This is a genomic window from Citrobacter sp. Cf088 (assembly GCF_030334295.1).
GTDB classification, from domain to species: domain Bacteria; phylum Pseudomonadota; class Gammaproteobacteria; order Enterobacterales; family Enterobacteriaceae; genus Citrobacter; species Citrobacter freundii.
On record NZ_JAOWEE010000058.1, the window covers coordinates 62,176 to 77,719 of the forward strand.

14 protein-coding genes and 1 other RNA gene are annotated in these 15,544 nt (G+C 54.2%); 8 read left to right on the forward strand and 7 right to left on the reverse strand.

What is annotated here, in order from left to right:
• Positions 1 to 6 precede the first annotated feature (6 nt).
• The 4 genes from scpB to argP form a co-directional block, all read right to left on the reverse strand.
• Positions 7 to 792 carry a methylmalonyl-CoA decarboxylase gene (scpB, locus tag OGV71_RS23645; protein ID WP_003026994.1) on the reverse strand — a complete coding sequence of 262 codons (786 nt, stop codon included), beginning with the start codon at positions 790 to 792 and terminating at the stop codon, positions 7 to 9.
• Between the two features lie 10 nt (positions 793 to 802).
• A complete protein-coding gene (gene meaB, locus OGV71_RS23650) occupies positions 803 to 1,798 on the reverse strand; it encodes a methylmalonyl Co-A mutase-associated GTPase MeaB (RefSeq protein WP_048218558.1) in 996 nt (331 codons plus the stop codon).
• Entirely contained in the window at positions 1,791 to 3,935 is a 2,145-nt protein-coding gene (gene scpA / locus OGV71_RS23655) for a methylmalonyl-CoA mutase (RefSeq protein ID WP_003838245.1), read from the reverse strand. The genes meaB and scpA overlap by 8 nt, the downstream gene beginning before the upstream one ends.
• Before the next feature lie 231 nt (positions 3,936 to 4,166).
• A complete protein-coding gene (gene argP / locus OGV71_RS23660) occupies positions 4,167 to 5,060 on the reverse strand; it encodes a DNA-binding transcriptional regulator ArgP (protein WP_003026988.1) in 894 nt (297 codons plus the stop codon).
• A 170-nt stretch (positions 5,061 to 5,230) separates the two neighbouring features.
• On the opposite strand from argP, the gene rpiA reads away from it, so the two are divergent.
• Both rpiA and serA read left to right on the forward strand, forming a co-directional pair.
• Complete coding sequence (gene rpiA / locus OGV71_RS23665) at positions 5,231 to 5,890, forward strand: ribose-5-phosphate isomerase RpiA (protein WP_003026986.1); 660 nt, start codon at positions 5,231 to 5,233, stop codon at positions 5,888 to 5,890.
• A gap of 271 nt (positions 5,891 to 6,161) precedes the next feature.
• The gene (gene serA / locus OGV71_RS23670) at positions 6,162 to 7,394 is read left to right on the forward strand and encodes a phosphoglycerate dehydrogenase (RefSeq protein WP_048217182.1); all 1,233 of its coding nucleotides are present in this window, start codon (positions 6,162 to 6,164) and stop codon (positions 7,392 to 7,394) included.
• A gap of 379 nt (positions 7,395 to 7,773) precedes the next feature.
• Here the strand turns inward: serA and OGV71_RS23675 are convergent, their stop codons facing one another.
• From OGV71_RS23675 to zapA, 3 genes are all read right to left on the reverse strand, one after another.
• Complete coding sequence (locus OGV71_RS23675; RefSeq protein ID WP_046670315.1) at positions 7,774 to 8,370, reverse strand: 5-formyltetrahydrofolate cyclo-ligase; 597 nt, start codon at positions 8,368 to 8,370, stop codon at positions 7,774 to 7,776.
• Positions 8,371 to 8,389: 19 nt separating this feature from the next.
• A non-coding RNA gene (ssrS, locus tag OGV71_RS23680) (6S RNA) lies at positions 8,390 to 8,573 on the reverse strand.
• Positions 8,574 to 8,614: 41 nt separating this feature from the next.
• Positions 8,615 to 8,944 (reverse strand): cell division protein ZapA, encoded by a 330-nt coding sequence (zapA, locus tag OGV71_RS23685; RefSeq protein ID WP_003026980.1) that lies wholly within the window; start codon positions 8,942 to 8,944, stop codon positions 8,615 to 8,617.
• 167 nt (positions 8,945 to 9,111) lie between these two features.
• Here zapA and OGV71_RS23690 point away from each other — a divergent pair, with 167 nt between their 5' ends.
• The 6 genes from OGV71_RS23690 to gcvH all read left to right on the forward strand — a co-directional run bounded on the left by OGV71_RS23690 (position 9,112) and on the right by gcvH (position 15,519).
• On the forward strand, positions 9,112 to 9,690 hold the full coding sequence (locus tag OGV71_RS23690) for a YecA/YgfB family protein (RefSeq protein WP_003026978.1): 579 nt from the start codon (positions 9,112 to 9,114) through the stop codon (positions 9,688 to 9,690).
• A gap of 24 nt (positions 9,691 to 9,714) precedes the next feature.
• Positions 9,715 to 11,040 (forward strand): Xaa-Pro aminopeptidase, encoded by a 1,326-nt coding sequence (gene pepP, locus OGV71_RS23695; RefSeq protein WP_071697476.1) that lies wholly within the window; start codon positions 9,715 to 9,717, stop codon positions 11,038 to 11,040.
• Positions 11,037 to 12,215: a 2-octaprenyl-6-methoxyphenyl hydroxylase gene (ubiH, locus tag OGV71_RS23700; protein WP_204583290.1), complete on the forward strand. Its 1,179-nt coding sequence runs from the start codon at positions 11,037 to 11,039 to the stop codon at positions 12,213 to 12,215. The genes pepP and ubiH overlap by 4 nt, the downstream gene beginning before the upstream one ends.
• 139 nt (positions 12,216 to 12,354) lie before the next feature.
• Positions 12,355 to 13,557 carry an FAD-dependent 2-octaprenylphenol hydroxylase gene (gene ubiI, locus OGV71_RS23705; protein ID WP_003838254.1) on the forward strand — a complete coding sequence of 401 codons (1,203 nt, stop codon included), beginning with the start codon at positions 12,355 to 12,357 and terminating at the stop codon, positions 13,555 to 13,557.
• Positions 13,558 to 14,009: 452 nt separating this feature from the next.
• Positions 14,010 to 15,104, forward strand: a complete 1,095-nt coding sequence (gene gcvT / locus OGV71_RS23710; RefSeq protein ID WP_003026967.1) for a glycine cleavage system aminomethyltransferase GcvT — start codon at positions 14,010 to 14,012, stop codon at positions 15,102 to 15,104.
• A 25-nt stretch (positions 15,105 to 15,129) separates the two neighbouring features.
• Positions 15,130 to 15,519, forward strand: a complete 390-nt coding sequence (gene gcvH, locus OGV71_RS23715; RefSeq protein ID WP_003026965.1) for a glycine cleavage system protein GcvH — start codon at positions 15,130 to 15,132, stop codon at positions 15,517 to 15,519.
• The last annotated feature ends 25 nt before the right edge of the window (positions 15,520 to 15,544 follow it).

The window sequence follows — 15,544 nt, forward strand, 5'->3', positions numbered from 1 at the left end:
ACGTGATTAATGGCCGACAAAATTAGGTTTACGTTTTTCCATAAACGCGTTCATCCCTTCCTGATAATCCTCGCTGTCGTACACCGCGCGGCGCATGCCCTGAATGCGCTCGAACTCATCGGAATTCATGGTGTGCGCTTCACCCAGTACGCGCAGCTCTTCTTTAATGACAGCGATCGCCAGCGGCGCTTTCTCCGAGATGTGGTGCGCCATTTGCAGAGTGAAATCCTCCAGTTCGTCTACAGGAACCACATGGTTGAGGATCCCGACGGCCATCGCACGCTGAGCGGTAATCGGTGAGGCGGTAAAGATCAGCTCTTTCACGATGTGAAAACCGGCGTCGCGAGTCAGGTTGTGGATGCCGACCAGGTTATACGGCACGCCGAGGTTGACCGGGGTCATCGAGAAGGTGGATGTTTCAGCGGCGATGATCAGATCGGAACTCATGATCATCTCAAATGCGCCGCCCCAGACGCTGCCTTCAACCATAGAGATCACCGGTTTTGGATATTTTTGGATCATGCGGGTTATCTGACGCAGCGGATCGTCATAGGAGAGCGGATCGCGACGTCCGGTCGGGAGTTCATGAATATCATGCCCGGCAGAGAAAACTTTGGCTCCACTCGGAGCGCGCAGAATGATGCAGCGAATGTCCGCACGATTGAGATCGCTCAGCGCCTGCATCAGATCGTCAATAAACACTTTACTCAGGGCATTGAGCTTGCGGGCGTAATTGAACTCAATAACCGCGACTTTCTGGATGATGACCACGTTGACGTATTGATAAGACATAATGTTCTCTTTATTGAAAGTAATGATGCTGGATAAATTCGCTGATGTGCCGCAGACCGGTGCGCGGCGACAGATCGTTATTTTTGACGGCCTGTAGCGTCTGCTGGAAATAGCGGTCGAAATCAGTCCGCGCAAACAGCAGATGTAGGGCTTCTTCTTCAGCCTGCTGGTGTAACCAGTCCACCGCCTGCTGCTGGCGGACTTTTTCCAGTCGACCGCTGGCGCTAAGGCACGTTTTAAAGTCGGTTATCGCCTGCCAGACCTCCTCAATACCGCGTTTTTCCAGGGCGCTACAGGTCAGAACCAGCGGCTGCCACTCGTCATATTTACGGCGCAGAATATGCAGGGCGGATTCGTACATATGGCGGGCGATGGCCACGCTGGCATGGTTCTCGCCGTCGTCCTTATTGATGACGACCAGATCCGCCATTTCCATCAGACCTTTTTTGATGCCTTGCAAATCGTCGCCACCGCCGGCGATTTGCAGTGAGATAAAGCAATCCACCATGCCTGCGACTTCGGTTTCTGACTGCCCAACGCCGACGGTTTCTACAATCACCACGTCAAAGCCAGCCGCTTCGCAAAGCAGCATTAATTCGCGGGCGCGCTGGCTGGCTCCGCCTAAATGACCGCTGGAAGGGACCGGGCGAATAAACGCAGATTCGGCGCGAGACAGCTCCGTCATGCGGGTTTTATCGCCAAGAATGCTGCCGCCGCTAACCGGGCTGCTGGGATCGACGGCGATCACCGCCACCCGTAATCCGTGACGGATTAACAGCATGCCGAATGCTTCCAGAAAGGTGCTTTTGCCCGCGCCCGGCGTACCGGTTATCCCCAAACGCAGGGCGTTACCGGTGAACGGCATAATTGCGTCCAGCAACTGCGTACTCAGCGGCTGGTGGCGCGGGTGGCTGCTTTCGACCAGCGTCATCGCCTGGGCGAGCGTTGCCCGTTCGCCAAGTCGCAAGCGACGGACGGTATCCTCAAGCGTGGCGGCGTTAATCATGATGCTGACTGATACGGGTTAGCACATCGCGGACGCTGTCGAGCATTGGCGTGCCGGGGCCATAAATGGCTGCCACGCCATGCTCGTGCAGGAAGGCGTAATCCTGTGGCGGAATAACGCCTCCTGCTACCACGCAGATATCTTCACGCCCCCATTTTTTGAGCGCGGTAACCAGTTCCGGGATCAGCGTTTTATGACCCGCCGCCAGTGACGATGCGCCTATTACATGCACATCGTTTTCTACCGCCAGACGGGCGATCTCTTCTGGTGTGGAGAACATCGGACTGAGATCGACATCGAAGCCGAGATCGGAGTAGGCGCTGGCGATCACTTTCGCGCCGCGATCGTGACCATCCTGGCCCATCTTGGCGATCAGGATCCTCGGTCGGCGACCATTTTCCGCGAGGAACTGTTCGGTTTGCGCAACGATGGCGTCGAACTCATCGGCGGATTTGTCGGACTGGTGATAGCTTTGCGCAATCACGCCGGTGACGCACTGGCTGGGAACCAGATAGCGGTCAAAAGCGGTTTCCAGTGCGTCGGAGATCTCACCGAGCGTGGCGCGAACGCGGGCGGCGTTAACGGCGGCGGCCAGCAGATTTTCATTATGCTGCGCGGCGTGGGTCAGCGCCGCGAGTGCGGCATTGACGGCATCTGTGTCGCGAGTTGCGCGGATATGCTGCAACGAGGCAATTTGCTCGTTGCGTACCTTCACGTTGTCGATTTCCAGTACCGACGTTTCGTCTTCTTTATCCAGCTTGTACTTATTCACGCCGACGATAACGCGTTTACCCTGGTCGATCAGCGACTGCTCGCGCGCGGAAGCTTCTTCGATCATCCGTTTAGGGAGCCCGGCTTCGATCGCTTTCGCCATGCCGCCTGCCTCATCAATTTGTTTGATGATCGTGCGCGCTTGCTTCACGATTTGATCGGTGAGCGACTCGACGTAATACGATCCGGCCAGCGGATCGACGGTGCGGCAGATCTCTGACTCTTCCTGAATGATGATCTGTGTATTACGTGCGATGCGGGCGGAGAAATCGGTGGGTAGCCCGAGCGCCTCATCAAAGGCGTTGGTATGCAGAGACTGGGTGCCGCCAAGCGTAGCGCCGAGCGCTTCAATGGTCGTGCGGATCACGTTGTTGTAAGGATCCTGTTCGGTCAGACTCCAGCCGGAGGTCTGGCAGTGGGTACGCAGAGCGAGAGATTTCGGGTTGTTTGCGCCAAAACCGCTGACTGCTTCACTCCACAAATAGCGAGCCGCGCGCAGCATGGCGACGTTCATAAACAGATCCATGCCGATGCCGAAGAAGAATGACAGGCGCGGCGCGAAGTCATCAATTTTCAGCCCGGCAGACAGCGCGGCTTTGATGTACTCAATGCCGTCAGCCAGCGTAAACGCCACCTGCTGGACGCAGTTCGCCCCGGCTTCCCCCATGTGATAACCGCTGATACTGATGGTGTTATAGCGCGGCATATTGGCGGAACACCAGGCGATGATGTCGGCGATGATGCGCATTGAAGGTTTTGGCGGGTAAATGTAGGTGTTGCGGCACAGGTACTCTTTCAGAATATCGTTCTGAATGGTCCCGGTGAGTTGCTCCGGCGTTACGCCTTGTTCTTCTGCAGCTACGATATAAAACGCCAGTACCGGCAGCACCGCGCCGTTCATGGTCATTGATACCGACATCTTATCCAGCGGAATTTGGTCGAACAGCACCTTCATATCTTCGACAGTATCGATCGCCACGCCCGCTTTGCCGACGTCACCTGCCACGCGCGGGTTGTCAGAGTCATAGCCGCGATGGGTGGCAAGGTCAAAGGCGACGGAAAGTCCTTTTTGCCCGGCGGCGAGGTTGCGGCGGTAAAAGGCGTTGGACTCTTTGGCGGTAGAGAAACCAGCGTACTGGCGAATGGTCCACGGCTGCGCGGTATACATGGTGGCGCGCGGGCCACGCACGTAAGGCGGTAGGCCGGGAAGAGTGCCCGTGACTTCCAGATTATCGAGGTCCGCTTCAGTGTATAGCGGCTTGATGGCAATTCCTTCCGCCGTCTGTCTTTCCAGCGATTCGACGGTTTTTTCCCGTCGACTGAGTTCTTTATTAGCGAGTGTTTGCCACTCCTGCACATTTGCCATTTTTTGCTCCGTATTACGCAATAAGTTGAATCTTTGCGGATACGGTGAGCTTTTTCATTTGGCTTGTCGCCAGCAAAAAATAGCCAACAGGGCGTCGTTTTTTGCCGCATGGCATGTTTTATTTTGTGATGTATTTCAAAGACGTGGCGGGAATAGCATGAAAAGAGGGTAAGGATTGTCGGCCGGATAAGGCGTTACGCCACCATCCGGCACTCTGGAGCAATAAACGGTTTAATCCTGACGCAACACCTTGTGCCCGTATTCCAGCAGCGCGTCGGTAACGTTGCGCATCATGCGGCTTTCCGGTGCAAAACGGTGCCAGTACAGCATCCGACGCTGGAACAGACCTGGCGTTAAATCGATCAGCTCGCCGCTTTCCAGCTCTTTCTCAATCTGTAAGTGCGGGATCATGCAGCAGGTGGTGCCCTGACGTGCCAACTGGACGAAGGCTTCAGAAGAGTTAACGATGTGGCACGGCACGCTTCCCGGCGGCAGGTCGAAGTTTTGTTGCAGGAACGCCTGATGCATATCATCAAGATGGTCAAACGCTACCGCCGGGGCTTTCAGCAGGGCGGAGCGGGTGACGCCGTTAGGGAAATAACGCTCGGCGAAAGGTTTGGAGCCAACAAACAGGTAGTCCAGCGCGCCGAGTTTATCCACCAGACAGCTTGGCAGCGCCTGATGTTGGATACTCACAGCCCCGACCACTTCACCACGACGCAGACGTTCCTGGGTGCGCGTTTCATCCTCAACCTGCAGGTTCAGCCGAATCGGTGAATTGGCCAGTACCGGGGCTAACGCCGGAAGCAACCAGGTCGCCAGACTGTCGGCGTTCACTGCCAGTGAGAGCAGCAGCGGCGTCGATCCGGTTTGTTCATCACCCAGCCACTCGTCTTCCAGCAGTTCAACCTGACGCAAAAGCGCCAGTAGTTTCTGCCCCTGTTCGGTTGGGCGTGGTGGTACGGTACGCACCAGCAGCGGTTGTCCGAACATATTCTCAAGCTGTTTTATGCGCTGTGAAACCGCGGATTGCGTGATGCACAGCTTTTGCGCCGCGCGCTCAAATCCTCGTTCACGAATAACCGCATCCAGTGCTTGTAGTGTTCTGTAGTCCGGACGTTTCATTGCTTTGACGCACTCCTGAAAATTTTGCTTGTTCTGCACTATGACACAAATTTAGGTTGGGTAAAGACGAAATCCGCCGCTTGCGAGCGGGTGTGGGGACATTTTTCTGCACAATGTTCTATAATGCGCGTGAATTTTCCCACCATATTCACACCACAGGCGAAACGATCATGACGCAGGATGAACTGAAAAAAGCAGTAGGATGGGCGGCACTTCAGTATGTACAGCCCGGTACCATTGTGGGCGTAGGTACAGGTTCAACAGCCGCACACTTTATTGATGCGCTGGGCACAATGAAAGGTCAGATTGAAGGTGCGGTATCCAGTTCGGACGCTTCAACCGAAAAACTCAAAAGCCTTGGCATCCACGTGTTCGATCTTAACGAAGTTGATAGTCTCGGCGTATACGTGGACGGCGCGGATGAAATCAACGGCCACATGCAGATGATTAAGGGCGGCGGTGCAGCGTTGACTCGTGAAAAAATCATTGCTTCCGTGGCGAAGAAATTTATCTGCATCGCGGATGCGTCCAAAGAAGTCGACATTCTCGGCAACTTCCCGCTGCCGGTTGAAGTGATCCCAATGGCGCGCAGCGCTGTGGCTCGCCAGTTGGTGAAGCTGGGCGGTCGTCCTGAATACCGTCAGGGCGTAGTGACGGACAACGGCAACGTGATCCTTGATGTACATGGTCTGGAGATCCTTGACGCCGTGGCCATGGAAAACGCCATCAATGCGATTCCGGGCGTGGTAACCGTCGGTCTGTTTGCCAACCGTGGTGCGGATGTCGCGCTGATCGGTACCCCAGACGGCGTGAAAACTATCGTAAAATGATCTGATGGGAGTGTCTTCTCCCGTTAAAAAAATTTTGGCAGGGCAAATTTGGTGACTTGTGTCACGTTTATAATATTGTCCTGCCGATCTCTCCAAAGAAAAAGTTATCGCCAGTATTTTCCTCTGACATTTCTCTCTGAATGACATTTCTTCAGCACGGCGACGCAAACGTTCATATTGCCGCAATATTATTTTTTGATATGTTGAAGAGGCGGATGAAAATCCCACACACAACACATCAGTTTGAATAAAAAAAGACAGGGTCGGGGAAATGGCAAAGGTATCACTGGAGAAAGATAAGATTAAATTTCTGCTGGTAGAAGGCGTGCATCAAAAAGCACTCGAAAGCCTTCGTGCAGCAGGTTATACCAACATTGAGTTTCACAAAGGCGCTCTGGACACTGAACAACTGAAAGAGTCCATCCGTGATGCCCACTTCATTGGCCTGCGATCCCGTACCCATCTGACTGAAGATGTGATTGACGCCGCAGAGAAACTGGTCGCGATTGGCTGCTTCTGTATCGGCACCAACCAGGTTGATCTGACCGCTGCGGCAAAGCGCGGGATCCCCGTGTTTAACGCGCCATTCTCTAACACGCGTTCCGTTGCGGAACTGGTGATTGGCGAACTGCTTCTCCTGCTACGCGGTGTACCCGAAGCGAACGCCAAAGCACACCGCGGCGTGTGGAACAAACTGGCTACCGGCTCCTTTGAAGCGCGTGGCAAAAAACTGGGGATCATCGGCTACGGCCACATTGGTACTCAGCTAGGCATTCTGGCGGAATCGCTGGGGATGCATGTCTATTTCTATGATATTGAAAATAAACTCCCACTCGGCAACGCCACGCAGGTGCAGCATCTTTCCGACCTGCTCAATATGAGCGACGTGGTCAGTTTGCACGTACCGGAAAATGCCTCCACCAAAAATCTGATGGGCGCGCGTGAGATTGCGTTGATGAAACCAGGCGCGCTGCTGATTAACGCCGCACGTGGTACGGTTGTTGATATTCCTGCGCTGTGCGACGCGTTAGCGACCAAGCACCTGGCAGGGGCGGCAATCGACGTATTCCCAACCGAGCCGGCAACCAACAGCGATCCTTTCACCTCGCCGCTGTGTGATTTCGACAACGTGATCCTGACGCCGCACATTGGTGGTTCAACGCTGGAAGCGCAGGAAAACATCGGTCTGGAAGTGGCTGGGAAACTGACCAAGTATTCCGACAACGGCTCTACGCTGTCTGCAGTTAACTTCCCGGAAGTTTCGCTGCCGCTACACGGCGGTCGTCGTCTGATGCACATTCACGAAAACCGTCCGGGCGTACTGACCGCGCTGAACCAGATTTTTGCCGAACAGGGCGTCAACATTGCCGCACAGTATCTGCAGACTTCCGCACAGGTAGGTTACGTAGTTATTGATATTGAAGCGGATGAAGATGTGGCGGAGAAAGCGCTGCAGGCGATGAAAGCTCTTCCGGGAACCATTCGCGCTCGTCTGCTGTACTGATTTCCTCTACATGGGCAGGCAGTTGACCTGCCCATCTTTCCTCTGATTATCCTGCCTTACTATCTCTTTGTGTAACGCATACATTCCGTTTTCGATCTTTGCCGCAATTGGTAATTAAAGGCTGCGCTCTGCGTTGTACATCAATAAAAGGAATTTACGATAGGGGCTCAGCATCGTGCTGAAACGGGAAAGCCCCTACCGAAGCAGAGGCTTTAAAAAGGAAAGGGACGATGATGAGATACGTCATCATGCTGCTGATCCTGTTAATCATCGCTTCGCCAGCATATTAACAGAGAGTACGCAGGAGGGAGGTTCGCCTCCCTCACCCTTCACCGAGAAAGTTAGTTTAAAAAAACGGCGCTGTCAATCGACAAAAAAGCTACCATTCCCATACTTTTGACGGCGTCACCACCGCAGGCAGCGGGATATCCCATTCTTCAACAGGCAGCTTTTCTACTCGCTGACAATCGTGCGCGTAGCCTACGGGCTGGATCTTATGCTGCTGCCAGTTTTGTAGCGTGCGGTCATAAAATCCGCCGCCCATGCCCAGGCGTTGCCCATATTCATCAAACGCCACTAGCGGCGTAATCAGTACATCCAGCTGTGACAGCGGTAATACGTCACGTACATCAAGTCGTGGTTCCTGGATCTTTAAGCGATTGGTTACCAGGTCGCTATGCGGATGATAGTGCAGGAACAGCAAATTACCGGCGCTGAAGGGATGAAGAACCGGAAGATAAACGCGCTTGCCCGCTCGCCACAGCTGATCTATTAGCGGCTGGGTATCGAGTTCGCCATCGAACGAGAGGAATACTGCCACCGTATGAGCGAGTACAACAGGGGGAAAGCTGAGCATTCGGGTCGCGGCTTGCTGACCGTATTGTCGTTGCTGTTCGGAGGTAAGCGCACGACGACGCTGCCGAATCAGTTGACGAATTTCTTGCCGGGATAAAGGGAGTTCAGAAAGTAATGTCATGGCTGTTGCCAGGTAGAAGGGAATCTCCGAGATGCCGCCGCAGGCTGTAACCCTTGAACCCTTGGTTCAAGGTGAATGTGTCGTCACAGTTTTAAGGCTTCTCGGACGGGCCGAGCATGCTCACCAACCGTGGAGCGCCACATTCTTGTGGTATGAAATATCGGCTCAGGGGACTGGCCCGCTTGCAAACATCTCAGAGAAATTTTGTCTTCACGGTCACTCTACCACAGTAAACCGAAAAGTGTTATTCAAAGTTTTGGCCCGTTTTTTCGGTTATGCGACCCTGATCAAGCAACGCCTGTTCGATGGTCTGTTGTAGCATCCGAATACGTTGCTCCATGCTCGCCGCGTACTCACGCGTCTTCGCTTTTTCCTGAGTTAATTCATAGCTGATGTTCAACGCGGCGATGAAAACCAACTGCTCAGTATTTGTGACTCTAGTGCGAACTTTCAGATCTTGCAATCGCTGATTGAGATCGTCCGCAGCCTGATTCAACGCATCCCTTTGTTCAGGCGGGCAATTCACTCGCAGTGAACGGCCAAATATTTGGATATCGACGGGTTGTGCAGACATGCCACCTTCCTGCTGATTGACTGCGCTGCCTTCGTCTCCAGACCGTGGGTCCGCGAAGGGGCGACACTATAGCTACCCTGGTATCAAGATACAAGCCCTTTTCTGGTCCACCAGGGTCCAAAGTGGTAGCATACCATGAATATTCCTCCCTTTGATGACGAATGCTTATGTCTATACAGAACGAAATGCCTGGTTACAACGAAGTTAGCCAGTTTTTGAACCAACAAGGGGCTGGATTAACCCCGGCCGAAATGCACGGCTTGATAAGCGGAATGATTTGCGGTGGAAACAACGACAGCTCATGGCAGCCGCTGTTGCACGACCTGACGAACGAAGGTCTGGCCTTTGGTCACGAGCTGGCTCAGGCGCTGCTGAAAATGCACTCTGCCACCAGCGATGCCCTCGAAGACGACGGCTTCCTTTTTCAGCTTTATCTGCCTGAAGGGGATGACGTCAGCGTGTTCGATCGCGCTGATGCGCTGGCGGGATGGGTAAACCACTTTTTGCTGGGCCTTGGCGTCACGCAGCCGAAGCTCGACAAAGTAACCGGCGAAACCGGGGAAGCGATTGACGACCTGCGCAATATCGCGCAGTTAGGGTATGACGAAGACGAAGATCAGGAAGAGCTGGAAATGTCGCTCGAAGAGATCATCGAATACGTGCGCGTAGCCGCTTTGCTGTGTCATGACACGTTTACGCGTCAGCAGCCGACTGCGCCGGAAGTCCGTAAACCGACTCTGCACTAAGAACGAAACGCAAAGGAGAGTGTGATGAGCGAGATATCTCAGCAAGAATTCCAGCGTCGTCGCCAGGCTTTACTGGCACAAATGCAGCCCGGCAGCGCCGCGCTGATTTTTGCCGCGCCTGAAGCGACGCGCAGCGCGGACAGTGAATACCCGTACCGCCAAAGCAGTGATTTCTGGTACTTCACCGGTTTTAACGAACCTGAAGCCGTGCTGGTGTTGATTAAAAGCGATGACACTCATAACCATAGCATTTTGTTCAATCGGGTTCGCGATCTGACGGCGGAGATCTGGTTTGGTCGCCGTCTGGGCCAGGATGCTGCCCCGGCAAAACTTGGCGTTGACCGGGCGCTGGCCTTCAGTGAAATCAACCAACAGCTGCACCTGTTGCTCAATGGCCTGGACGCGGTCTACCACGCACAGGGCGAATATGCCTGGGCCGACGAGATTGTGTGCACGGCACTGGATAAACTGCGTAAAGGCTCCAGACAAAATCTGCACGCACCTGCCGCGATTATCGACTGGCGTCCAATGGTGCATGAGATGCGCCTGTTCAAATCACCGGAAGAGATTGCGGTCATGCGTCGTGCCGGAGAAATCACCGCGCTGGCGCATACCCGTGCGATGGAAAAATGCCGTCCGGGAATGTTTGAATACCAGTTAGAAGGGGAGATTCACCACGAATTTACCCGCCATGGTGCGCGTTATCCGTCCTATAACACGATTGTCGGCAGCGGTGAAAACGGCTGTATCCTGCATTACACCGAAAATGAAAGTGAAATGCGCGATGGCGATTTGGTGCTGATCGACGCTGGCTGTGAATACAAAGGCTATGCGGGCGACATTACGCGTACCTTTCCGGTAAATGGTAAATTTACCCCAGCACAGCGTGAAATCTACGATATCGTGCTGGAATCCTTAGAGACCAGCCTGCGTCTGTATCGTCCCGGAACGTCCATTCAGGAAGTCACCGGCGAAGTGGTGCGCATCATGATTACGGGTCTGGTGAAACTCGGTATTTTGCACGGTGATGTCGATCAGTTGATTACCGAAAATGCACATCGCCCATTCTTTATGCATGGTCTAAGCCACTGGCTTGGGCTGGATGTGCACGACGTCGGCGTTTATGGTCAGGACCGCTCACGTATTCTTGAGCCGGGAATGGTGCTCACCGTCGAGCCGGGACTGTATATCGCGCCAGACGCCGATGTACCACCGGCTTATCGTGGTATCGGCATTCGTATTGAGGATGACATTCTCATCACCGAGGACGGCAATGAAAACCTGACCGCCAGCGTAGTGAAGAAAGCGGATGACATTGAAGCCTTAATGGCTGCGGCGCGACTGCAATGAGCGTGATTATCGTTGGTGGTGGTATGGTTGGCGCGACGCTGGCGTTGGCCATTTCTCAGCTCAGCCATGGGACTCTGCCGGTTCATCTGATAGAAGCGAGCGAACCTGAAACTGACCGCCATCCCGGGTTTGATGCCAGGGCGATCGCTCTGGCGGCAGGAACCTGCCAACAGCTGGCGCGAATTGGCGTATGGCAGGCGATTGCCGATTGCGCAACGGCCATTAAAACGGTTCACGTCAGCGATCGCGGTCATGCCGGATTTGTGACGCTGGATGCGCAGGAATACCGTATTCCGGCTCTGGGCCAGGTGGTAGAACTGCACGACGTCGGGCTGCGTCTGTTTGCGCTGCTGCGCAAAGCTCCGGGCATCACATTGCACTGCCCCGATCGCGTAGCCAGCGTGTCGCGCACACAGGAGCGCGTAGAAGTAACGCTGGAAAATGGCGAAATAATTGATGGTCGCCTGCTGGTGGCCGCCGACGGTACGCGCTCCGCACTGGCTACCGCCTGCGGTGTTGACTGGCTGCAACAGCCTTATGAGCAACTGGCGGTAATTGCCAACGTCACGACCTCTGTACCGCACGACGGGCGAGCGTTTGAACGCTTCACGCAATATGGTCCGCTGGCAATGCTGCCGATGTCTGACGGTCGCTGCTCGTTGGTGTGGTGCCATCCGCTGGAGCAGCGTGATGAGATTATGGCCTGGTCCGACGAACAGTTTTGCCGTGAACTACAAACCGCTTTTGGCTGGCGACTGGGACGTATTACCCAGGCCGGTAAACGCAGCGCCTATCCGCTTTCGTTAACTACAGCGCTGAAGGCGATTACCCATCGTACCGTGTTGGTAGGGAACGCCGCCCAGACGCTGCATCCCATTGCCGGGCAAGGTTTCAACCTGGGCCTGCGTGACGTAATGAGCCTGGCTGAGACGTTGACGCAGGCGGAAAACGGCGCGGAAGATGTGGGTGATTATGCGGTGCTGGCACGCTATCAGCAGCGCCGCGAAAGCGATCGTGATACGACGGTTGGTGTGACCAATAATTTAGTGTATTTGTTTGCCAATCACTGGGCCCCGCTGGTTGTTGGGCGTAATGCCGGGCTGATGGCGATGGAATTATTCCCCCCTGCGCGCGATGCGCTGGCGGAGCGGACCCTGGGCTGGGTTGCGCGCTAAATATAATCTGTAGGCCGAATTAAAGAAGTAGGCCTGATAAGCGCAGCGCCATCAGGCAATGTCGCGGAATTGATGCCGGATGGCGGCTTTGCCTTATCCGGCCTACGGTTTTTGATTGTCCTATTTTCAGGAGCAAACAGTGCAAAGTGTTGATGTAGCAATTGTTGGTGGCGGCATGGTAGGACTGGCGGTTGCCTGCGGCTTACAGGGCAGCGGGTTGCGCGTTGCTGTATTAGAACAACATGTTCCGCAGCCGTTGGCGGCGGATGCACCTCCTCAGCTTCGTGTTTCGGCCATTAATGCCGCCAGCGAAAAACTGCTTACCCGTCTTGGCGTCTGGTCCGACATTGTTGCCCGTCGCGCTTGCTGCTACCACGGCATGGAAGTCTGGGACAAAGACAGCTTTGGGCGTATTGCGTTTGATGACCAGAGCATGGGCTACAGCCATTTGGGGCACATTGTCGAAAACTCAGAGATTCATTATGCGCTGTGGCAAAAGGCGCAGCGTTCAGCGGATATTACGCTGATGGCACCTGCTGAATTACAGCAGGTGGCCTGGGGTGAGAACGAAGCATTTCTGACCCTGAAAGATGGCGCAATGCTGACGGCTCGTCTGGTCGTTGGTGCTGATGGTGCTAACTCCTGGCTGCGCAACAAAGCGGATATTCCGCTCACCTTCTGGGATTATCGTCATCATGCGCTGGTGGCGACTATCCGTACGCAGGAAGCGCACGGTGCAGTTGCGCGTCAGGCGTTTCACGGCGAGGGGATCCTGGCATTCCTGCCGCTCAGCGATCCACACCTGTGTTCTATCGTCTGGTCGCTCTCGCCGCAGGAAGCAGAACGTATGCAGCAGGCAAGCGTTGACGAGTTTAATCAGGCGCTGAATATCGCTTTTGATAATCGTCTGGGGCTGTGCAGCCTTGAAAGCGAACGCCAGGCATTTCCGCTGACGGGACGTTATGCCCGTCAGTTCGCCGCCCATCGTCTGGCGCTGGTGGGGGATGCGGCGCATACCATCCACCCGCTGGCGGGTCAGGGGGTTAACCTTGGCTTTATGGATGCGGCGGAGCTGATCGATGAACTTAAGCGGCTACAGCGTCAGGGTAAAGATATTGGTCAGTATCTTTATTTACGCCGCTACGAACGCAGCCGTAAGCACAGCGCAGCGCTGATGCTGGCAGGGATGCAGGGTTTCCGTGAACTGTTTGCAGGCGAGAATCCGGCGAAAAAACTGCTACGCGATATTGGGCTGAAACTGGCCGATACCCTCCCGGGCGTAAAACCACAACTCATCCGTCAGGCGATGGGACTGAACGATCTTCCCGAGTGGTTACGTTAGTGTCCGTAAGGACAATCTTAAGAGTTTGAGACCCGTCACACTTTCCTCTCCCGGCCTGCGCGCCGGGGTGCTTCTCTCATTTGAAATAATCTAATTCCACGCCTTTTTTCGCATTAGTTTTTTTAATATCACGTTTTTTTCATAACGCCATTTTTGACATTTTTTCCACATTTAATGTGGATTGGTGCTGTAGGTTTGCGCTTATCTTTGTTTTTTATTCTGATTTATTACTATGTGAATAGAGTTTTATTCTGTTGGCGATCTGGCTGTTTTTCGCCATAAGCTAATGTGATGGTTAATTTTGACTTATGGTTTAGCGTCTGTTTCGGTGGTAAGTTCAGGACAAAGAGAACGTTTGCGTCGTAGCCCCTGGAGCGGCTGCGGTGCTGGGTTTCGTGGCGAAAATTTCACCGCGAAAGAGTTGGTAGCCCCGCTTATTCAACGAGGAAAAGATGGCTCAACAGACTCCTTTGTACGAACAACACACGCTGTGTGGCGCGCGCATGGTCGATTTCCATGGCTGGATGATGCCACTGCATTACGGTTCTCAGCTCGATGAACACCATGCTGTTCGCACCGATGCCGGAATGTTTGATGTGTCGCATATGACCATCGTCGACCTGCGCGGTAGCCGCACCCGGGAGTTCTTGCGTTATCTGCTGGCAAACGACGTCGCAAAGCTAACGAAGACGGGTAAAGCCCTCTACTCCGGTATGCTTAACGCTTCGGGCGGCGTGATAGATGACCTGATTGTCTACTACTTCACTGAAGATTTCTTCCGCCTCGTTGTAAACTCCGCCACCCGCGAAAAAGACCTCTCCTGGATTACCCAACACGCTGAACCATACGCTATCGACATCACCGTTCGTGACGACCTGTCGCTGATTGCGGTACAGGGTCCAAACGCACAGGAAAAAGCAGCTACGTTGTTTACTGACGAGCAGCGTCAGGCGGTAGCAGGCATGAAGCCGTTCTTTGGCGTTCAGGCGGGTGATTTGTTTATCGCAACCACCGGTTATACCGGCGAAGCAGGTTATGAAATTGCCATGCCGAATGAAAAAGCGGCAGATTTCTGGCGTGCGCTGGTACAAGCAGGTGTCAAACCATGCGGTCTCGGCGCGCGTGACACGTTGCGTCTGGAAGCGGGCATGAACCTGTACGGTCAGGAGATGGACGAAGGCATTTCTCCACTGGCGGCTAACATGGGCTGGACCATCGCATGGGAACCGGCTGACCGCGACTTTATCGGTCGTGAAGCGTTGGAAATGCAGCGTGAAAAAGGCCACGAACAACTGGTCGGGCTGGTGATGACCGAGAAAGGCGTGCTGCGTAATGAACTGCCGGTGCGCTTCACCGATGCTTCCGGCAACCAGCAGGAAGGCATTATCACCAGCGGGACATTCTCCCCAACTCTTGGTTACAGCATCGCGTTGGCGCGTGTCCCTGCGGGTATCGGCGAAACTGCGATCGTGCAGATCCGTAACCGCGAAATGCCGGTAAAAGTGACTAAACCTGTTTTTGTGCGTAACGGCAAAGCCGTCGCGTAATTCATCCTTTTTTGGAGATTGATTGATGAGCAACGTACCTGCAGAACTGAAATACAGCAAAGAACACGAATGGCTGCGCAAAGAAGCTGACGGCTCTTACACCGTTGGTATCACCGAACACGCTCAGGAGCTGTTAGGTGACATGGTTTTCGTTGACCTGCCAGAAGTTGGCGCAACTGTGAGCGCGGGCGATGATTGTGCCGTTGCGGAGTCCGTAAAAGCGGCATCCGATATCTATGCGCCAGTAGGTGGTGAGATTGTGGCGGTTAACGACGCGCTCAGCGACTCCCCGGAACTGGTCAACAGCGAGCCGTATGCGGGCGGCTGGATTTTCAAAATCAAAGCCAGCGATGAAAGCGAAATTGAATCGCTGCTGGATGCGACCGCATATGAAGCATTGTTAGAAGACGAGTAAATACGCTTTTGCCGGATGGCGCTGC